The sequence below is a fragment of the Aeromonas sp. FDAARGOS 1410 genome (genome assembly GCF_019048745.1).
Lineage (GTDB): Bacteria > Pseudomonadota > Gammaproteobacteria > Enterobacterales > Aeromonadaceae > Aeromonas > Aeromonas jandaei.
In genome coordinates, this window is the sequence record NZ_CP077401.1 from 1,462,115 (window position 1) to 1,482,345 (window position 20,231).

General features: G+C 56.5%; 20 protein-coding genes and 2 tRNA genes. 18 read left to right on the forward strand and 4 right to left on the reverse strand.

Annotated features, from left to right (window positions below; all coding sequences use genetic code 11):
• Positions 1-18 precede the first annotated feature (18 nt).
• Together ispA and xseB are read right to left on the reverse strand one after the other, a co-directional pair.
• Complete coding sequence (ispA, locus tag I6L40_RS07065) at positions 19-909, reverse strand: (2E,6E)-farnesyl diphosphate synthase (protein WP_041207969.1); 891 nt, start codon at positions 907-909, stop codon at positions 19-21.
• Entirely contained in the window at positions 910-1,161 is a 252-nt protein-coding gene (xseB, locus tag I6L40_RS07070) for an exodeoxyribonuclease VII small subunit (protein ID WP_041207970.1), read from the reverse strand.
• Between the two features lie 209 nt (positions 1,162-1,370).
• On the opposite strand from xseB, the gene pomA reads away from it, so the two are divergent.
• From pomA to greA, 3 genes are all read left to right on the forward strand, one after another.
• Positions 1,371-2,129: a flagellar motor protein PomA gene (gene pomA, locus I6L40_RS07075; RefSeq protein ID WP_041207971.1), complete on the forward strand. Its 759-nt coding sequence runs from the start codon at positions 1,371-1,373 to the stop codon at positions 2,127-2,129.
• Positions 2,130-2,137: 8 nt separating this feature from the next.
• Positions 2,138-3,031 carry a flagellar motor protein MotB gene (locus I6L40_RS07080; RefSeq protein ID WP_071912372.1) on the forward strand — a complete coding sequence of 298 codons (894 nt, stop codon included), beginning with the start codon at positions 2,138-2,140 and terminating at the stop codon, positions 3,029-3,031.
• Between the two features lie 146 nt (positions 3,032-3,177).
• Entirely contained in the window at positions 3,178-3,654 is a 477-nt protein-coding gene (gene greA, locus I6L40_RS07085) for a transcription elongation factor GreA (RefSeq protein ID WP_041207974.1), read from the forward strand.
• 50 nt (positions 3,655-3,704) lie between these two features.
• Here greA and I6L40_RS07090 read toward each other — a convergent pair whose 3' ends face one another.
• Both I6L40_RS07090 and yhbY read right to left on the reverse strand, forming a co-directional pair.
• The gene (locus I6L40_RS07090) at positions 3,705-4,289 is read right to left on the reverse strand and encodes a PilZ domain-containing protein (protein ID WP_071912370.1); all 585 of its coding nucleotides are present in this window, start codon (positions 4,287-4,289) and stop codon (positions 3,705-3,707) included.
• 103 nt (positions 4,290-4,392) lie between these two features.
• Positions 4,393-4,689 (reverse strand): ribosome assembly RNA-binding protein YhbY, encoded by a 297-nt coding sequence (yhbY, locus tag I6L40_RS07095; RefSeq protein ID WP_033114153.1) that lies wholly within the window; start codon positions 4,687-4,689, stop codon positions 4,393-4,395.
• A 97-nt stretch (positions 4,690-4,786) separates the two neighbouring features.
• Between yhbY and rlmE the strand changes: the two genes are divergently transcribed.
• The 15 genes from rlmE (at position 4,787) to pnp (ending at position 20,190) form a co-directional block, all read left to right on the forward strand.
• Entirely contained in the window at positions 4,787-5,416 is a 630-nt protein-coding gene (rlmE, locus tag I6L40_RS07100; RefSeq protein ID WP_071912369.1) for a 23S rRNA (uridine(2552)-2'-O)-methyltransferase RlmE, read from the forward strand.
• 45 nt (positions 5,417-5,461) lie between these two features.
• The gene (gene ftsH, locus I6L40_RS07105) at positions 5,462-7,414 is read left to right on the forward strand and encodes an ATP-dependent zinc metalloprotease FtsH (protein WP_071912367.1); all 1,953 of its coding nucleotides are present in this window, start codon (positions 5,462-5,464) and stop codon (positions 7,412-7,414) included.
• A gap of 60 nt (positions 7,415-7,474) precedes the next feature.
• Positions 7,475-8,320: a dihydropteroate synthase gene (gene folP, locus I6L40_RS07110; protein WP_071912365.1), complete on the forward strand. Its 846-nt coding sequence runs from the start codon at positions 7,475-7,477 to the stop codon at positions 8,318-8,320.
• A 15-nt stretch (positions 8,321-8,335) separates the two neighbouring features.
• Positions 8,336-9,670: a phosphoglucosamine mutase gene (gene glmM, locus I6L40_RS07115; RefSeq protein ID WP_071912363.1), complete on the forward strand. Its 1,335-nt coding sequence runs from the start codon at positions 8,336-8,338 to the stop codon at positions 9,668-9,670.
• A gap of 131 nt (positions 9,671-9,801) precedes the next feature.
• The gene (tpiA, locus tag I6L40_RS07120) at positions 9,802-10,566 is read left to right on the forward strand and encodes a triose-phosphate isomerase (RefSeq protein ID WP_071912362.1); all 765 of its coding nucleotides are present in this window, start codon (positions 9,802-9,804) and stop codon (positions 10,564-10,566) included.
• Positions 10,567-10,893, forward strand: coding sequence for a preprotein translocase subunit SecG (gene secG, locus I6L40_RS07125; protein WP_005343541.1), 327 nt, complete (start codon positions 10,567-10,569; stop codon positions 10,891-10,893). It abuts the gene before it with no gap.
• A gap of 7 nt (positions 10,894-10,900) precedes the next feature.
• Positions 10,901-10,985: transfer RNA gene (locus I6L40_RS07130), tRNA-Leu, on the forward strand.
• 91 nt (positions 10,986-11,076) lie between these two features.
• A tRNA-Met gene (locus I6L40_RS07135) sits at positions 11,077-11,153 on the forward strand.
• Between the two features lie 166 nt (positions 11,154-11,319).
• On the forward strand, positions 11,320-11,778 hold the full coding sequence (rimP, locus tag I6L40_RS07140) for a ribosome maturation factor RimP (protein ID WP_005343544.1): 459 nt from the start codon (positions 11,320-11,322) through the stop codon (positions 11,776-11,778).
• A 14-nt stretch (positions 11,779-11,792) separates the two neighbouring features.
• Positions 11,793-13,292 (forward strand): transcription termination factor NusA, encoded by a 1,500-nt coding sequence (gene nusA / locus I6L40_RS07145; RefSeq protein ID WP_041207982.1) that lies wholly within the window; start codon positions 11,793-11,795, stop codon positions 13,290-13,292.
• 24 nt (positions 13,293-13,316) lie between these two features.
• Positions 13,317-16,019, forward strand: coding sequence for a translation initiation factor IF-2 (gene infB / locus I6L40_RS07150; protein ID WP_041207983.1), 2,703 nt, complete (start codon positions 13,317-13,319; stop codon positions 16,017-16,019).
• Positions 16,020-16,074: 55 nt separating this feature from the next.
• Positions 16,075-16,512, forward strand: coding sequence for a 30S ribosome-binding factor RbfA (gene rbfA, locus I6L40_RS07155; protein WP_041207984.1), 438 nt, complete (start codon positions 16,075-16,077; stop codon positions 16,510-16,512).
• Between the two features lies 1 nt (position 16,513).
• The gene (truB, locus tag I6L40_RS07160; protein ID WP_033114162.1) at positions 16,514-17,464 is read left to right on the forward strand and encodes a tRNA pseudouridine(55) synthase TruB; all 951 of its coding nucleotides are present in this window, start codon (positions 16,514-16,516) and stop codon (positions 17,462-17,464) included.
• A 145-nt stretch (positions 17,465-17,609) separates the two neighbouring features.
• Positions 17,610-17,879 carry a 30S ribosomal protein S15 gene (gene rpsO / locus I6L40_RS07165; RefSeq protein WP_005338797.1) on the forward strand — a complete coding sequence of 90 codons (270 nt, stop codon included), beginning with the start codon at positions 17,610-17,612 and terminating at the stop codon, positions 17,877-17,879.
• Between the two features lie 169 nt (positions 17,880-18,048).
• Positions 18,049-20,190, forward strand: a complete 2,142-nt coding sequence (gene pnp, locus I6L40_RS07170; RefSeq protein ID WP_216995190.1) for a polyribonucleotide nucleotidyltransferase — start codon at positions 18,049-18,051, stop codon at positions 20,188-20,190.
• The last annotated feature ends 41 nt before the right edge of the window (positions 20,191-20,231 follow it).

Genomic DNA, 20,231 nt, shown 5'->3' on the forward strand with positions numbered 1-20,231 from the left:
TTAACTGTTATCCAGCGTTTAGTGGGTTCGCTCGATGATGTAATCGGCGAACGCTTCCAGAATGTCGGTATTGTAGGGCAAGGATTGCAGGGCTGTTAAGGCTTTACCGTGCAGTTCGCGAGCCAGCTCACGGGCGTTTTCGAGTCCAAGCAGGGCCGGATAGGTACTCTTCTCCAGCGCCAGATCGGAGCCTTGCGGTTTGCCCAGGGTGGCGGTGTCTCCTGTGATGTCGAGGATGTCATCCTGCACCTGGAAGGCGAGGCCGATGGCGGAGGCATAGGTTTGCAGCGCCGTCAGGGTCGCTTCGTCCACATTCTCCTTGCACAGGGCGCCAAGAGTGACGGCACACTCGATGAGTGCCCCCGTCTTGTGGCGGTGTACCTGCTCCAGCTCGGCGAGCGTGATCCGGCGACCTTCCGCTTGCAGATCCAGCGCCTGACCGCCGCACATACCGAGATAACCGGAAGCACGGGCGAGGGTGCTCAGCATGCGCACCCGGTTGGTCAGCAGTGTCTCTGGCATGGGGTGATCGGCCAGAATGGAGAACGCCAGCGTCTGCAGGGCATCACCCGCCAGAATCGCGGTGCCTTCATCAAAGGCCTTGTGAACGGTCGGCTGGCCGCGACGCAAATCGTCGTCATCCATGGCGGGCAGATCGTCGTGCAGCAGCGAGTAGGCGTGGATGCACTCCACCGCAGCGGCCGGGCCATCGAGCAGTTCGCTCTTTACCCCCAGCATCTCGCCGACGGCGTAGACCAGAAAAGGACGAACCCGCTTGCCGCCCAGCAGCAAGCCATATTTCATGGCATCGCGCAGGCGCGGCGCCATGGCGGGCAAGGATTCAAGTTGTGCTGACAGACAGTCGTCAATACGCTGACGATGCAGACGGGAAAAATGGTCCAGCGCCACTCACTCTTCTCCTTGTTCTGGCTGGAAGGGGGCAAGCTGGTCACTGCCATCGGCTTTGCTCAGCAGGATCTGGATCTTCTGTTCTGCCTGTTCCAGCTTCTGCTGGCCGGCACGCACCAGATGGACTCCTTGCTCGAATTGCTTGAGCGCCTCTTCCAGCGGGAGGGAACCTTGCTCCAGCTGATGAACGATGGTTTCCAGCTCTTCCAGAGTGGCATCAAAACTCAGACGGTCGATTTTTTTACTGGCCATGTCCATCCTCGGGGATTGAAAAAAACGGCTTATATTAACATCGACCGCCCAGCGGGGGGAGGCTGAAAACGCCAGAGCCGCAAACTCTCGACAAATCGGTCGATAATGAGCTGTCTCCCCCTTCGGATGGAAACTTGCCGCCGGGGCCGCAATAGCAGAAAATTCAACGGCGTATAATAGTGCATCAGCACAGGTGACAGGAGTAGGACGTGGATCTAGGTAGTCTGATAGGCATAGTGCTGGGCTTCGGTGTGGTGATATACGGCATGCTGCTGGGTGGCCCCGTCACCATGTATGTGGACATGCCCTCTGTCTATATCACCATTCTGGGCTCCATCTTTATCGCCATGATGAAGTTCAACCTTGGCCAGTTCCTGATGGCGTTCAAGGTGGCCGGCAAAGCTTTTATGTACAAGGGCGACAAGCTGGAAGATCTCATTACCAAGGCGGTTGAGCTGGCCGATGCATCCCGCAAGGGGGGCTTTCTGGCGCTGGAAGCGGCGGAAATCCCCAATCCCTTTATGAAAAAAGGGATCGATATGTTGGTGGATGGTCACGATGCCGATGTGGTGCGTGGCGTGCTGGAGAAGGATATCGAGCTGACCTCCGAGCGTCATGTTATCGCCATCAAGGTGTTCCGTACTCTGGGGGATCTCGGCCCGGCCATGGGCATGATAGGTACGCTGGTGGGGCTGGTGGCCATGCTGGCAAACATGAGCGATCCCAAGTCCATCGGCCCGGCCATGGCGGTGGCATTGCTCACGACCCTGTATGGCGCTATCGAGGCCAACATGATAGCGATTCCCATTGCCGACAAGCTGGAGCTGCGCAGTGGCGAGGAGCGGCTCTGCCGCACATTGATCCTCGATGCCATCATGGGGATTCAGGATGGACAGAATCCGCGGGTGATCCAGACCATGTTGCAGAACTATTTGCATCAATCCAAACGCAATAACGGCGCGGAGTAGGGGGCTTTATGTCCAAATGCAAATGTCCGCCACCGGGGTTGCCCGGTTACATGGGGACTTTCGCCGATCTGATGTCGCTATTGATGTGCTTCTTCGTGCTGCTGCTCTCGTTTGCCGAGATGGATGTACAGAAGTTCAAGCAGATTGCCGGCTCCATGGAGAAGGCATTCGGCGTGCAGAATATTCTGGAAGTGAAGGATATTCCCAAGGGGACCTCGGTGATTGCCCAGGAGTTTCGACCGGGCCGGCCGGAGCCGACCCCTATCGATACCATCATGCAGCAGACAATCGACATGACCCAGACCGAGCTGGAGTTTCTGCCCGGCGAGTCGGATCAGGCTGGCGGGCAGGACAAAACCGATGGCAAGCAGACCGGTGGTGATACGGCTCAGGATGCGCACCAGGCGCAGCAACAATCCAATGAGCTGGCCAAAGCGCTCGCCGAACAGATGAAGTCCCAGATCCAGGATGGGGCGATTGAAATTGAGGCGCTGGGTCAGCAGATCATCATCAGGATCCGGGAGAAGGCGTCATTTCCTGCCGGATCGGCTTTTCTGCAGCCTCAATTCTGGCCTGTTATCCGTAAAGTTGCCGAGTTGCTCAAGGATGTGCCGGGGGAGATCACCATCTCTGGCCACACCGATAACGTGGCAACCCATGACGAGTTGTTCCAGTCAAACTGGGAGCTTTCAACCCAGCGTGCGGTAGCGGTCGCTCACCAGATGATCAAGGTGCCCGGTTTTGATCAGGGGCGGCTGGTGGTGCAGGGGATGGCAGATTCCCAGCCGCTGCTGCCCAACAATACCCCGGAGAACCGGCGGGCGAACCGGCGCGTGGAGATCTCCATCATGCAGGGCAAGCCCACTGTCTCGTCACCCATCTCGGTGCCGAAAGCAGAGTGATGATGAGTCGCAAAGCGAGATCTGCATCAGGGAGCTGACATGGATTTTGTGCCGGCTTCATATTAAGATGCCTCATCCGAACCGACTGCTGCGGCTTTCTTGCTGATCGCCGCAGCTTCTATTTTCAAGCAACCCAGGTTTCGACTATGAACCATACTCCGATGACTGTTCGCGGTGCTGAGAAGCTGCGCGAAGAGCTCGAATATCTCAAGACCGAGCTGCGTCCCCAGATTATCGAAGCGATTGCCGATGCCCGTGAGCACGGTGATTTGAAGGAAAACGCCGAATACCATGCTGCCCGCGAGCAGCAGGGGTTCTGTGAAGGCCGCATTCAGGAGATTGAAGCCAAGCTCTCCAATGCCCAGGTGATCGATGTCACCAAGATGACCAACAATGGCCGCATCATTTTTGGCGCGACCGTGACCCTGCTCAAGAGCGAGACAGAGGAAGAGGTTGTCTACCGCATCGTGGGTGATGATGAGGCCGACATCAAACAGAACCTTATCTCCGTCAATTCACCGATTGCCCGTGCCCTGATCGGCAAGGAAGTTGACGATGTGGCCATCGTCAAGACTCCGGCTGGTGACGTGGAGTACGAAGTGCTGGAAGTCGCTTATCTCTAAGCGCTGCAGTATTTGATGGGACAGGGGAGCGGGTGCTCCCCTGTTTCTCTTTACCCGGCCTGATAGGCCTCGGTAAAGGCATCCTGATGACGTTGAAACAACCAGTGGCGCAGGCGCTCTATGTCGCTTTCGCTCATCTGGAAGCTGATCGCCCAGGTGGTGCTGGCCGGGTTGGATTTGATTAACCTGACCAATCGTCCCTGCAGTGGCAGAGGTTCTTCCTCATCGAGACAGAGTTCGCCGTTGAGCTGTGTATCCGCCACCATGCCGAGAGGCATGTTCTCGACGATGAGCCCGTTGAGGGAGAGGCTGAGCACCTGATAGTGCCCTTGCTCGGTATGCAACCGCGCTTTCTGGCTGAGTCGCCAGGCGCGAGGACGGGCAAACCCCAGCTCCCTGATCACCGGAGCAGATAGACGTGGCTCGATAAAGCCATCTTCTCTTTGGGTAAAGGTGAGGGGAAAGCGTAACTGGTGTCCTGCGAAGCGGGCTTCGAGTACGAGGTTATCGGCTTTTTGCAGCAAGCCAAGCATGGGGCCGTCGAGGTGACCACTCAGGAGATGACTCTCCTGATTGCTCCCCAAGTCCCGCAGCATGGCCAGCTCATCGTCGGTTAGAATTTGATGGTGAGCCATAGCGCGTGTCCGGAAGTATTCATCGCAGGTTAAGGGGTTGGCGACTACTTTGGCAAGCGACTCGGGAAGAAGTGGAAGAAGGAAAGAGCAGCGCTCTTTCCTTTTATTTGCGGGGCAGCTGGATCTTGGGTTCGTTAGCCTGACGATAAATGGTCAGCACATGGCCCATGCTCTGTACTTTGACTGAACCGGTTTCACGGACGATGGCATCCATAACCAGTTGTTTCATCTCACGATCTTCAGACGCAACCTTAACCTTGATCAGCTCGTGATGGTTCAGTGCCAGATCGATCTCGGCCAGTACGCCTTCGGTCAGACCATGCTGACCCAGCAGGACGACAGGTTTGAGGCTGTGGGCAAGGCCCTTGAGGTACTGTTTCTGTTTGTTGTTGAGAATCATCGCAATTTCTTCATAAGTCAGGGTTGAAAGGGGCGTATTCTACCCCCACTTAGCCCTTAATACTAATAACCCTTGTGGTTTTTTAAAGTCGATTATCATGACCCAGAAAAAACATTCCCCCAGTTCAACCCGCTGGTTAAAAGAGCATTTTGACGATCAATACGTCAAAAAAGCCCAGAAGTTGGGACTGAGATCCCGTGCCGTGTTCAAGATCGACGAGATCCAGGGCAAGGACAAACTGCTCAAGCCGGGCATGACGGTGGTGGATCTGGGGGCGGCCCCCGGTGGCTGGTCCCAGTTCGCCATCGATCAGGTCGGTGACAAGGGGCGGGTGATCGCCTGCGATATTCTGCCGATGGATTCCATCGCCGGTGTCGATTTCCTTCAGGGCGACTTTCGGGAGGAAGCTGTACTGGGCGCGCTGCTGGAACGGGTCGGCCCGGACAAGGTAGATGTCGTCATGTCCGACATGGCGCCTAACATGAGCGGTACCCAGCAGGTGGATCAGGCCCGTTCCATGTATCTGGTCGAACTGGCGCTGGACATGTGCAATCAGGTATTGCGCGGTGACGGCAGTTTCGTGGTGAAAGTGTTTCAGGGAGAGGGGTTTGATGCCTATCTCAATGAAATGCGTCAACTTTTTACCACTGTCAAGATTCGTAAACCAGACTCGTCCCGCGCTCGTTCACGGGAAGTCTACATTGTGGCTACCGGTTTTAAACTGTAGTACCCTAACCTTCATCGTTAACTGTCAGTCTGCGAGGTTACTGATTTGAGTGACATGGCGAAAAATTTAATCCTGTGGCTGGTCATCGCCGTCGTGTTGATGTCGGTGTTCAATAGCTTCAGCCCCAGCGATACCTCAAGTCGCCAGCTGGACTATTCCAGCTTCGTTAAAGAGGTGACCCAAGAGCAGATCCGTGAAGTGCGGATGGACGGTAAGGTCATTAATGGCGTCAAGCGTACTGGTGAGCGTTTCACCACCATCATTCCGGCGCCGGATCCCCAGCTCCTCAACGACATGCTCAATCACAACGTCAAAGTGATGGGCGAGAAGCCGGAAGAGCCGTCTTTGCTGACCTCAATCTTCATCTCCTGGTTCCCGATGCTGCTGCTGATCGGTGTCTGGGTCTTCTTCATGCGTCAGATGCAGGGCGGCGGTGGCAAAGGTGCCATGTCGTTTGGCAAGAGCAAGGCTCGCCTGATGAGTGAAGATCAGATCAAGACTACCTTTGCCGATGTTGCAGGTTGCGATGAAGCCAAGGAAGAGGTGAAGGAGCTGGTCGACTATCTGCGCGACCCGAGCAAATTCCAGAAACTGGGTGGCAAGATCCCGACCGGCGTACTGCTGGTAGGCCCTCCCGGTACCGGTAAAACCCTGCTGGCCAAGGCCATTGCGGGTGAGGCCAAGGTGCCTTTCTTCACCATCTCGGGTTCCGATTTCGTGGAGATGTTCGTGGGTGTCGGTGCCTCCCGGGTACGCGACATGTTCGAGCAGGCCAAGAAATCCTCCCCCTGCATCATCTTCATCGATGAAATCGACGCCGTCGGTCGCCAGCGTGGCGCCGGTCTGGGCGGTGGTCACGATGAGCGTGAGCAGACTCTTAACCAGATGCTGGTCGAGATGGATGGCTTTGAAGGCAATGAAGGCATCATCGTCATCGCCGCCACCAACCGTCCTGACGTACTGGATCCTGCACTGCTGCGTCCGGGCCGTTTCGACCGTCAGGTTGTGGTTGGTCTGCCAGATGTTCGTGGTCGCGAACAGATCCTGAAAGTGCACATGCGCAAGGTTCCGTTGGCTGATGATGTCAACCCGGCGCTGATTGCCCGTGGTACTCCCGGCTTCTCCGGTGCTGATCTGGCCAACCTGGTCAACGAAGCTGCGCTCTTCTCTGCTCGCGAGAGCCGCCGTGTGGTCTCCATGGCAGAGTTTGAGAAGGCGAAGGACAAGATCATGATGGGCGCAGAACGCCGCTCCATGGTGATGAAAGAGTCCGAGAAGGAGATGACGGCCTATCACGAAGCTGGTCACGCCATTATCGGTCGCGTGGTGCCGGATCATGACCCTGTCTACAAGGTTTCCATCATTCCGCGCGGCCGTGCGCTGGGTGTGACCATGTACCTGCCTGAGCAGGATCGCTGGAGCCACTCCAAGCAGCATCTGGAGTCCATGATCTCCAGCCTGTATGGCGGTCGTCTGGCGGAAGAGCTGATTTACGGTGCCGAGAAGGTATCGACCGGTGCGTCCAACGATATCGAGCGAGCTACCGACATCGCCCGCAAGATGGTGACCCAGTGGGGTATGTCCGAGCGTCTCGGCCCGATGCTTTATGCGGAAGAAGATGGCGAGGTGTTCCTCGGTCGCAGCATGGCCAAGGCCAAGCACATGTCCGACGACACGGCTCGTATCATCGATGCCGAAGTGAAGCAGGTCATTGATCGCAACTACGACCGCGCCAAGCAGATCCTGCTGGATAACATGGATGTACTGCACAGCATGAAAGATGCGCTGATGAAGTACGAAACCATCGATGCCAAGCAGATCGATGATCTGATGGCTCGTCGCGAGGTTCGTGCCCCGAGCAACTGGCACGACGAGCACGGAGATACGCCACAAGGCGGATCAACTGTTGCAGCCGAGCCCAAGCAGGCAGCTGCGGACGAGAGTGCTCCGGCTGCGGATGCCAATATCGACAAGGCCAACGACATCCCGGCTAAATAAATCCTGTTGTTGAAAACCCCGGGCTTGCCCGGGGTTTTTATTTTGCGAATGGAAGTGAAGATGCAGCTGATTAGCAAGGGGCTTAGCCTCTCTCTCGAACGTCCCCATGTGATGGGGATCCTCAATGTGACTCCCGACTCCTTCTCCGATGGCGGCCATTTCAACCAGATTGAACGGGCTGTGGCCCATGCCCGTCAAATGGTGGCGGATGGGGCGACCCTTATCGATATCGGCGGCGAGTCAACCCGTCCGGGAGCGCCGGATGTGAGTGAGCAGGAGGAGCTGGACAGGGTTATCCCGGTTGTTGAACGACTGGTGAGCGAATGTGATGTGATGCTCTCGCTTGACACCTCCAAGGCGGTAGTAATGAGAGAAGGCTGCAAGGCTGGGGCTCATTTGATCAACGATGTGAGGGCGCTGCTGGAGCCGGGAGCGCTTGATGCTGCCGCTGAAGCGCGCGTTCCGGTTTGCCTGATGCATATGCAGGGGCAGCCGAGAACCATGCAGGTCGAGCCGCACTATGATGACCTGGTCGGGGAGGTGAAAGTCTTCTTTGACGAACGGATCGCAGCTAGCCTGGCCGCAGGAATAGCCCGTGAGCAGCTGCTGCTGGATCCGGGCTACGGTTTTGGCAAGACGCTGGCACACAACTATCAGCTGCTGGCCGCCCAGCGAGAGTTGCTTGACTATGGTCTTCCGCTCTTGGTGGGAATGTCGCGAAAGTCTATGATAGGCAACCTGCTGAACCGCCCTGTGGGTGAACGTCTGGCTGGCAGTCTGGCTTGTGCCCTTATCGGCATGCAGCACGGAGCCAGGATTATCAGGGTTCACGATGTGCGGGAGACCATGGATGCGTTGCGGGTTGGCTGGCAGGCCATGACGGGACAAGATTTCATTTCCAGATAAAAAAGAGAACAGACTATGGCAAGAAAGTATTTCGGCACAGATGGTGTGCGCGGCAAAGTTGGCGAATATCCCATTACTCCTGATTTTGTAATGAAGCTGGGCTGGGCCGCGGGCAAGGTGCTCTCCAAGAAGGGCACCAAAAAGGTGCTGATTGGCAAAGATACCCGAATTTCTGGCTATATGCTGGAATCAGCGCTGGAAGCGGGGCTCTCTGCCGCCGGTCTCAAAGCCATACTGATGGGCCCAATGCCCACTCCGGCAGTAGCCTACCTGACTCGCACCTTCCGTGCCGAGGCCGGCATCGTTATCAGCGCCTCGCACAATCCCTTCTATGACAACGGCATCAAATTCTTCTCCGCTGACGGTACCAAACTGCCAGATGATGTCGAGATGGCTATCGAAGCCGAGCTTGATCACGAGCTCAAGTGCGTCGAATCAGCCGAGCTTGGCAAAGCCGTGCGTATTGATGATGCCGCGGGCCGCTATATCGAGTTTTGCAAGAGCACCTTCCCTTCCAACATGAATCTGGACGGATTGAAGATGGTGGTCGATTGTGGTCACGGCGCAACCTACCATATCGCGCCTTCTGTGTTCCGCGAATTGGGGGCCGAAGTGATCACCATGGGCTGCTCTCCGGATGGTCTCAATATCAACGATGGCGTTGGCTCGACTGCGCCCGAGGCACTGGTTGCCAAGGTGCTGGAGTACAAGGCGGATCTCGGCGTGGCATTCGATGGTGACGGTGATCGCCTGATCATGGTGGATCACACCGGCTATCTGATCGACGGTGACGAGATCCTCTATATCATCGCACGGGACGCCTTGCGCAACGGTCGTCTCAAGGGCGGTGTCGTCGGCACCCTGATGGCCAACATGGGTCTGGAACTGGCGTTGCAAACCCTGGGTATCCCGTTTGCCCGTGCCAAGGTGGGCGACCGCTACGTGCTGGAGATGATGGAAGAGAAGGGCTGGCGTATCGGTGGCGAGAACTCCGGCCACATCATCTGTCTTGATCAGACCACCACGGGTGATGGCATTGTGGCCGCCCTGCAGGTGCTCACTGCCATGCGCAGTGCCGAGATGCCGCTGGCCAAGTTGCGCTCCGGCATGAGCAAGTTCCCGCAAGTACTGGTGAATGTTCGCTTTGCCGAAGGCAAGGATCCGCTGGCTGCAGAAGCAGTCAAGCAGGAGGTCGCCAAGGTTGAACATGAGCTGGGCGGTCGTGGCCGAGTGTTGTTGCGTAAATCAGGTACCGAACCGCTGATCCGGGTCATGGTGGAAGGGGAGCACGAGCAACAGGTGCGTGATATGGCTCAGCGCATTGCCGATCAGGTCGAATCGGCGTTTTAATGAGCGTCCAGGGCGGCTTTTTAGCCGCCCTGGTTGTATCTTGTTCAATCGATTCAAAAAAATGAAAATAGCACTTGTCAGCTGACAATCCTCTGGATATTATCAGCCCCGCTTTCGCAAGGGAGTTGCCGATGGGACATCGCAAGCCGTTTGTAGCAGCCAACTGGAAGTTGCACGGTAGTAGGTCGCAGTTAGAGCAGTTTACGAGTCAGTGCCTGAAAGGTGTTGATGATGACGTAGATGTTGTTCTATGTCCATCCCATGTGCATCTCGACTTTACCGCTTCAATGCTCAATGAGCAGAAGATGATAAGGTTGGGGGCTCAGAATGTGAGCCAGCACGAGACGGGCGCTTACACGGGTGAGGTGTCGTGTGAGATGCTGGTCGAGGCAGGGTGTCGATACGTATTGGTAGGGCACTCCGAGCGCAGGCGTCTCTTTGGTGAGACCAGCTTTATTGTCGCAGAGAAGTTTGCGGCAGCCAGAGCGGCAGGTCTGATTCCCATCCTCTGTTTGGGTGAGTCAGGTGCAGCAAGGCAAGCGAGAAGAACCTTCGAGGTGATCGCAGAAGAGCTGGATATCGTCATAGAGAAAAATGGCGCGATGGCTTTCGATAATGCTATCATCGCCTACGAGCCGATTTGGGCTGTAGGTACAGGTAAATGCGCCACACCCGAGCAGGCACAAGAGGTTCATTCCTTTATTCGTGGTCGCTTGGCGGAGGATACTCCGGTAATAGGTGAGAAGATCAGAATCATCTATGGTGGGAGCGTGACGCCGACCAATGCGAGAGATTTGTTTGCCCAACCCGACGTAGATGGCGGTTTGATAGGTAGAGCGAGTCTCGATAGCGATGCGTTTTTAGGAATTGTTGAAGCGGCAAAGGGTGCAAGTTAAATGTACGAGATTCTTTTGGTCGTTTATCTGCTGGTTTCACTGGCTCTGATTGGTCTGGTGATGATTCAGCAAGGTAAAGGGGCTGATATGGGCGCCTCCTTCGGCGCAGGGGCATCGAACACAGTATTCGGCTCCAGTGGTTCAGGCAGCTTCCTGACCCGAACAACAGCGATTTTGGCTACTCTGTTTTTTGTAATTAGCTTGGTGCTTGGCTCTATGTCCAGCAACAAGGTAAAACAGGGCAGTGAATGGGAAAATCTGCAACAAACCCAACAGGTTGAGCAGACCAAAGCGCCAGTGAAGAAAGATACTGACGTTCCCGAGTAAGAGTTTTGCCGTGGTGGTGGAATTGGTAGACACGCTATCTTGAGGGGGTAGTGCTCTAGGGTGTGCGGGTTCGAGTCCCGCCCACGGCACCAATTAAGCAGTGACCCGGGTAACCGGGATGTTATAGCCAAGTCAGTCTTGTATAGAAAGAATGAAGTGGCTATAATCTCGCACGATTTCGGACGCGGGGTGGAGCAGCATGGTAGCTCGTCGGGCTCATAACCCGAAGGTCGTCGGTTCAAATCCGGCCCCCGCAACCAAATTTCACGCATTTCCTACGCTCAGGAAGGCGGTCGCTGCGAGGCGACAATCAGGGTAAAGCGCCAAGCCCCGATTTGACATCGGGGCTTTTTGTTATGTGCGATTTACTCTGAATCGATATCTATCTGGGCTTTATGCCCTTTTTTTGTTTTTCGGAGGGTGACTTTGGCTACGTTGGAACAACGTTTGACCGATCTGCTCGAGGCTCCGGTCGTTGCCTTGGGTTTTGAACTTTGGGGTATTGAGTTTATCCGCGCGGGTAAACACTCCACCTTGCGCGTCTATATCGACGGCGAGCAGGGCGTGACCGTTGAGAACTGTGCTGAGGTCAGCCATCAGGTTGGCGCCATTATGGACGTAGAAGATCCTATCACCGAGGAGTATTACCTCGAGGTATCTTCCCCGGGTCTGGATCGCCCCCTGTTCAAGGTTGCCCAGTTCGAAAAATACGTTGGCCAAGAGGCGGCGGTAACGCTTCGGATGGCAACAAACAACCGCCGCAAGTTCAAAGGCGTAATCAAAGCCGTGCAGGGCGACATGATCACTCTGACGGTAGATGGTAAGGACGAAGTGTTGGCTTTCACCAATATCCAAAAAGCGAACATTGTGCCGAACTTTGGTTAACGAGGCTATCGGATATGAATAAAGAGATTTTGCTGGTCGTTGACGCAGTATCCAACGAGAAAGCTGTACCCCGCGAGAAGATCTTCCAGGCTCTGGAGACTGCGCTGGCGACTGCGACCAAGAAGAAATATGAAGGCGAGATTGAAGTGCGCGTTGAAATCGATCGCAAGACCGGTGACTACGACACCTATCGCCGTTGGGTGGTGATTGCGGATCAAGCCGCAATGGAGAACCCTTATGCCGAGATCACTCTGGAAGCAGCCCAAATCGAGCAGCCGGAGATCCAGATCGGTGAGTACGTTGAAGACCAGATCGATTCTGTCACCTTCGACCGTATTACTACCCAGACTGCCAAGCAGGTTATCGTGCAGAAAGTGCGCGAAGCCGAGCGTTCACAAGTCGTTGACCAGTTCAAGGACAAAGAAGGCACCATCATCAGCGGTGTGGTCAAGAAGAGCAACCGCGACAACGTGATCCTGGATCTGGGCAGCAATGCCGAGGCCGTCATCTTCCGCGACGACATGCTGCCGCGTGAAACCTTCCGTCCGGGTGACCGCGTTCGCGGCCTGCTGTATGCAGTACGTCCGGAAGCGCGTGGTTCCCAGCTGTTCGTCAGCCGCTCCAGCCCTGACTTCCTGAAAGAGCTGTTCCGCATCGAAGTACCGGAAATCGGTGAAGAGATGATCGAAATCATGGGCGCGGCCCGTGATCCGGGTTCCCGTGCCAAGATCGCGGTGAAGACCAACGATCGTCGTATCGACCCGATCGGTGCCTGTATCGGTATGCGTGGTGCCCGTGTTCAGGCCGTCTCCGCCGAGTTGAGCGGTGAGCGTGCCGACATCGTGCTGTACGATGACAACCCCGCCCAGTATGTGATCAATGCCATGGCGCCTGCCGATGTGGCCTCCATCATCGTTGATGAAGACAACCACACCATGGATATCGCCGTGGAAGCCGCCAACCTGGCTCAGGCCATCGGTCGCAACGGCCAGAACGTGCGTCTGGCTTCCCAGCTGACCGGTTGGGAGCTGAACGTGATGACCGTCGAGGACATGCGTGCCAAGCACCAGGCCGAAAACGACCGCATCATGAACCTGTTCACCAGCACTCTGGATATCGACGACGATTTCGCCGGCCTGCTGATGGAAGAGGGTTTCTCCACTCTGGAAGAGATCGCCTTCGTACCGGTCAATGAACTGCTGGCTATCGACGGTCTGGATGAAGACATGGTCGAAGAGCTGCGCAAGCGTGCCAAAGATGCACTGACCACCAAGGCGCTGGCCAAAGAGGAGTCCTTCGATGGCGTCGAGCCGTCTGAAGACCTGCTCAATCTGAACGGTCTGAGTCGCGAACTGGCTTACGCTATGGCCGGTCGTGGTGTTGGTACCCTGGAAGATTTGGCTGAGCAAGGCATTGATGACCTTGCTGGTATTGAAGGGCTGACTGCCGAGAAGGCTGGTGAGCTCATTATGGCTGCTCGCAATATCTGTTGGTTCGGAGAAGAGCAGTCTTAAGTAAGATCAAACGGAGGAAAATGAATGGCAGAAGTATCAGTCAAACAACTTGCCACTGACATCGACACACCGGTTGATCGTCTTCTCCAGCAATTTGTCGATGCCGGTATCAGCAAGAGCAAGGCCGACGACATGGTTAGCGAGTCTGAAAAGCAGACTCTGCTGGCACACTTGAAGAAACAGCACGGTGGTGACGAGGTTGCCGCTCCTGCTCGCATGACTTTGCAGCGCAAGACCAAAAGCACCATCAGTGTGCAGGGTACTGGCGGCAAGAACAAAGAAGTGCAGGTAGAAGTACGCAAATCTCGCACCTATGTAAGACGTTCGGCGCTGGAAGAAGAACAGCGTCAGGCGGAAGCCGAGGAAACAGCGCGTTTGGAAGCAGAAGCAAAAGCTCGTCGCGAGGCCGAAGACAAGGCTCGTCTCGAAGCGGAAGAGAAGGCTCGCCGTGAGGCTGAGCAGGCTCGTCGTGAAGCTGAGGAAAAGGCGCGAATCGAGGCACAACAAAAGGCTCGACAGGCTCAACAGCCCGCCAAAGCAGCCAGTAGCACAGCTCAGCAAGAGGCAGAAAAGATGGCCAAGCGCGAAGCAGAAGAACTGAAGCGCCAACAGGAACAGACAGCTTTGCAAAAAGCTGAAGAGCTCGCCGCCAAGAAAGCCGAAGAGGCTCGTGTCATGGCAGAGCAGAATGCAGCCCGCTGGGCTGAAGAAGAAGCAGCTCGCGCCAAAGAGAGCAGCGACTACCATGTGACCACCTCCAAGCACGCCCAGGCTGCTGAAGATGAGCTGGATCGCAAGGAAGAGAGCAGTCGTCGTACTGCCGCTGCCGCCAAAGGTCCGAAGAAAGTAGGCCGTCGCGACGATGATCGCAACGACCGCAACTCCCGTGATCCGCGCGCTCGCAAGGGCAAGCGTGGCAAGGTTGCTACCCCGAACGCCATGAAGCACGGCTTTAACAAGCCGGCAGCTGCCGTCAACCGTGACGTCATCATCGGCGAGACCATCACCGTGGCCGAGCTGGCCAACAAGATGGCCGTCAAGGGTGTTGAAGTCATCAAGGCGATGATGAAGATGGGCGCCATGGCCACCATCAACCAGGTGATCGACCAGGAGACCGCTCAGCTGGTCGCCGAGGAGATGGGTCACAAGGTTGTGCTGCGTCGCGAGAACGAGCTGGAAGAGGCGGTACTGTCCGATCGTGACGAGACCTCCGAAGCCAAGCCGCGCGCGCCGGTTGTGACCATCATGGGTCACGTTGATCACGGCAAGACCTCGCTGCTGGACTACATCCGTAAGGCCAAGGTTGCTGCTGGCGAAGCCGGTGGTATTACCCAGCACATCGGTGCTTACCACGTTCAGACCGACAGCGGCATGATCACCTTCCTGGATACTCCGGGTCACGCGGCGTTTACCTCCATGCGTGCTCGTGGTGCCAAGGCGACCGACATCGTTGTTCTGGTTGTTGCAGCTGACGACGGCGTGATGCCGCAAACCATTGAAGCTATCCAGCACGCCAAGGCTGCCGGTGTGCCGCTGGTTGTTGCGGTCAACAAGATCGACAAGCCGGAAGCAGATCCGGATCGCGTCAAGACCGAGCTGGCTCGTTACAACGTCATGTCCGAAGATTGGGGTGGAGACTGCCAGTTCGTGCACGTTTCTGCCAAGTCCGGCCAGGGCATTGACGACCTGCTGGAAGCCATTCTGATCCAGGCAGAAGTGCTGGAGCTGAAAGCCGTGGTCGACGGCATGGCCAACGGTGTGGTCATCGAATCCTTCCTCGACAAGGGCCGTGGTCCGGTTGCGACCGTGCTGGTTCAGGAAGGTACTCTGCGTCAGGGCGACATCGTTCTGTGTGGTCTCGAATACGGTCGTGTCCGTGCCATGCGTGACGAACTGGGCCGCGAAATCAAGGAAGCGGGTCCGTCCCTGCCGGTGGAAATCCTGGGTCTGTCCGGTGTTCCATCTGCCGGTGACGAAGCGACTGTGGTTCGTGACGAGAAGAAAGCCCGTGAAGTGGCGCTCTACCGTCAGGGCAAGTTCCGCGAAGTCAAACTGGCTCGCCAGCAGAAGGCCAAGCTGGAGAACATGTTCTCCAACATGACCGAAGGCGAAGTCTCCGAAGTGAACGTGGTGATCAAGGCCGACGTACAGGGTTCTGTGGAAGCGATCTGCGATGCGCTGGTCAAGCTCTCCACCGACGAAGTGAAGGTGAAGATCGTGGGTTCCGGCGTAGGTGGTATCACCGAAACCGACGCGACTCTGGCTGCTGCATCCAGCGCCATCCTGGTTGGCTTCAACGTCCGTGCCGATGCTTCTGCTCGCAAGGTTATCGAAGCCGAGAGCCTGGATCTGCGTTACTACTCCGTCATCTATGACCTGATCGACGAAGTGAAGCAGGCCATGAGCGGCAAGCTGGCTCCCGAGTATCGTCAGGAGATCATCGGTCTGGCCGAAGTGCGCAGCGTCTTCAAATCACCGAAGTTTGGCGCAGTTGCCGGCTGTATGGTTACCGAAGGTGTGGTCAAGCGCTCCAACCGTATTCGCGTTCTGCGCGACAACGTGGTTATCTATGAAGGCGAGCTGGAATCCCTGCGTCGCTTCAAGGATGACGTCAACGAAGTCAAGAACGGCTACGAGTGTGGTATCGCGGTCAAGAACTACAACGACGTACGCGAAGGCGACCAGATCGAAGTTTACGAGACCGTTGAAATCCAACGGACTCTGTAAGCCGAGAGTCAGACAAAATAGGGGGCCATGGCCCCCTTTTATCGCAGGATAGAATATGGCCAGAGAATTCAGCCGGACCCGTCGGGTCGGACAGCAGATCCAGCGTGAAATCGCGCTGATCCTGCAGCGCGAGGTGAAAGACCCGCGCATCGGCATGGTGACCGTTTCCGATGTGGAAGTGTCCCGTGACCTTAACTACGCCAAGATTTATGTCACCTTCTTGCAGCTGGAAAATGATGCCGAGCGCATCAATGAAGGGCTCAAGGCGTTGACCGAAGCGGCCGGTTACATCCGTAGCCTGCTGGGCAGTGCCATGCGTCTGCGCGTGGTGCCCGAGCTGCGCTTTTTCTATGATCAGACGCTGGTTGAGGGGATGCGTCTCTCCAACCTGGTGACCAATACCATCCGTGAAGACAAGCGCCGCATGGCGGAGTCGGGTCGTGACGAAGAGTCCGATGTGGCTGCGGATGATAACGCTGAGGATAAAGGCTGAGATGACTCGAAGACGTCGTTTCAAGGGCCGTGATGTTCACGGCATTCTGCTGCTGGACAAACCGACCGGGCTGACCTCCAACGATGTGTTGCAGAAGGTCAAGCGTATCTATAACGCCGCCAAGGCCGGTCATACCGGTGCGCTGGATCCGCTGGCGACCGGCATGCTGCCGATCTGCCTCGGCGAGGCCACCAAGTTTTCCCAGTATCTGCTGGATGCCGACAAGCGTTACGAAGTGACGGCCAAACTGGGTGAGCGCACCAACACCAGCGATTCCGATGGTGAAGTGGTTGCGACCCGCCCGGTCAATGTGGCTGTGGGTACCCTGATCGAGGCGCTGGACCAGTTCCGCGGCCCGATCATGCAGGTACCCTCCATGTACTCCGCGCTCAAGCACAACGGCCGTCCGCTCTACGAGTATGCCCGCGAGGGGATCGAGATTGAGCGTGAAGCCCGTCCCATCACCATTTTCGAGCTGAAACTGATCAGCTTCGAAGGGGACGAGGTGAAGCTGGAGGTGCACTGCAGCAAGGGTACTTACATTCGCTCTCTGGTCGATGATCTGGGCGAGGTACTGGGTTGTGGTGCTCACGTCACCCAGCTGCGCCGCACCCAGGTTGCCAGCTATCCCTATGAGCGGATGCTGACCCTGGAGCAGCTCGAGTGCATCTTCGAGCAGGCCAAGAACGAGACCATTCCACCGCGTGAAGTGCTCGATCCGCTGCTGCTGCCGATGGATACCGCCGTGGCATCCCTGCCCGAGGTGAACATGCTGGCGGTAGTCGCTGCCTATGTGAATCAGGGGCAGGCGGTGCAGGTACCGGGGGCTCCGGCCAGCGGTCAGGTTCGCATGACAGTCGGTCCGGAGCGGGAATTCATCGGTGTCGGCGAGATTGACGATGATGGCCGTGTAGCGCCCAAGCGACTGGTGCGTTATCACGACGAGGAGTGATCCTCTGGCGGTATAGGGTATCTCTTTCCCGTTTCGCCTCTTTATCATTGCGAAAAGGGGCGGGGACGATTATTATACCGCCCTCATTTCACGGCTGAATTAGAGATTGGCTGTGAACCTTTAAACACTCTACTGGAGTATTACCATGTCTCTAAATGCTGAGATCAAAGCTCAAATCGTTGCTGACAACGCTCGTTGCGCCAACGACACTGGCTCCCCCGAAGTGCAAGTTGCCCTGCTGACTGCCCAGATCAACCATCTGCAAGGTCACTTCAAGGAGCACTCCAAGGATCACCACGGTCGTCGCGGTCTGCTGCGCATGGTTTCCCAGCGTCGTAAGCTGCTGGACTACCTGAAGCGTAAAGATTCCGAGCGTTATGCTGCTCTGATCGCCAAGCTGGGTCTGCGTCGTTAATCGACCATCAGATTTCGCGAAAAAGGGGAACCTCCGGGTTCCCCTTTTTTATTGCTCTTCGCAGGTTGTCGCAGCCCTCACAGAATTCGTGTCGCCGCTTACCTTTTGCATCGAATCAAGTATACTTGTGCGCGAATTTAAAGAGCCAAATTGTAAAAAGGAAATTCACGTGAATCCTATTGTAAAGTCATTCCAGTACGGTCAACACACCGTCACACTGGAAACCGGTGTGATGGCCCGTCAAGCCACTGCGGCCGTTATGGTCAGCATGGACGATACCTGCGTATTTGTGACCGTTGTCGGCAAGAAAGAGGCTGATCACGGCCGCGATTTCTTCCCGCTGACCGTTAACTATCAGGAGCGTACCTATGCTGCTGGTCGTATCCCGGGTGGTTTCTTCCGTCGTGAAGGTCGTCCGAGCGAAGGTGAGACCCTCATCTCCCGCCTGATCGACCGTCCTATTCGTCCGCTGTTCCCGGAAGGCTTCTTCAATGAGGTTCAGGTCGTTGCGACCGTGATGTCCGTGAATCCGGCTGTCTCACCCGATATCGTTGCCATGATCGGTGCCTCTGCTGCGCTGGCTATCTCCGGTATCCCGTTCGGCGGCCCGATCGGTGCAGCTCGCGTAGGCTACATGAACGGTCAGTACGTACTGAACCCGACCACCACCGAACTGCCGCAGAGCGATCTGGATCTGGTTGTTGCCGGTACTGCCAACGCCGTGCTGATGGTTGAATCCGAAGCTGCCATCCTCTCTGAAGAGGTAATGCTGGGTGCCGTGGTATACGGTCACGAGCAGATGCAGACCGTGATTTCCGCTATCAACGAGTTTGCTGCCGCTGTCGGCACCAAGCCGTGGGATTGGGCTGCTCCTGCCGTCAACGAAGAGCTGAAAGCCAAGGTTGCCGAGCTGGCGACTGCCGAGCTGGGTGAAGCCTACCGCATCACCGAGAAGGCTGTTCGCTACGAAACCATCGCTGCCATCAAAGGTCGCGTGGTTGAACAGGTGATCGCTTCCGGCGTGGAAGAAGATGCCAAGAAGATCGGTGAAGAGTTCCACAGCCTGGAAAGCCGCATCGTTCGTGGTCGTGTCGTACGTGGCGAGCCGCGTATCGATGGTCGCGATCCCGAGATGATCCGCGCCCTGTCCGTTGCTACCGGCGTTCTGCCGCGTGCTCACGGTTCTGCCCTGTTCACCCGTGGTGAAACTCAGGCAATGGTCGTTGCGACCCTGGGTACCGAGCGTGACGCCCAGAACATCGACGAGCTGACCGGCAACCGTGCTGATCGCTTCATGCTGCACTACAACTTCCCGCCATACTGCGTCGGTGAGACCGGCATGATGGGTAGCCCGAAGCGTCGTGAAATCGGTCACGGCCGTCTGGCCAAGCGCGGTGTTGCGGCTGTGATGCCGAGCGCAGACGAGTTCCCGTACGTGGTTCGTGTGGTTTCTGAAATCACCGAATCCAACGGTTCCTCCTCCATGGCCTCCGTGTGTGGCTCCTCTCTGGCGCTGATGGACGCGGGGGTGCCGATCAAGGCCTCCGTTGCCGGTATCGCCATGGGCCTGGTGAAGGAAGAAGAAGGTTTCGTCGTGCTGTCCGACATTCTGGGTGACGAAGATCACCTGGGCGACATGGACTTCAAGGTTGCCGGTACCACCGAAGGTGTGACCGCACTGCAGATGGACATCAAGATCGAAGGCATCACCAAAGAGATCATGGAGATTGCCCTGAAGCAAGCTCGTGGTGCTCGCCTGCACATCCTGAAAGTGATGGACGAAGCCATCCAGGCGCCGCGTGCCGAGATCTCCGATTTCGCCCCGCGCATCCACACCATCAAGATCAATCCGGAGAAGATCAAGGACGTCATCGGTAAAGGTGGCTCCGTGATCCGTGCTCTGACCGAAGAGACCGGCACCAACATCGAGCTGGATGATGACGGTACTGTCCGCATCGCCGCCGTTGACGGTGACGCAGCCAAAGAAGCGATCCGTCGTATCGAGGCCATCACCGCCGAGATCGAAGTGAACCGCATCTACGAAGGTAAGGTTGTGCGTCTGGCTGACTTCGGTGCTTTCGTCAACATCCTGCCGGGCAAGGATGGTCTGGTTCATATCTCCCAGATCACCGATGCTCGCGTGCAGAACGTAGCCGACTACCTGAAGATCGGTGACGTGGTGAAGGTGAAGGTACTGGAAGTGGACCGTCAGGGCCGCGTACGTCTCTCCATCAAGGAAGCAAACGCCCCGACCGAAGCTACTCCGGCTGCCGATGCCTCGGTTGCTGCTGAAGCACCTGCTGCAGAGTAATCAGCTTGCCTGAAACCGGACTTATTCCGGTTGCAGTAAAA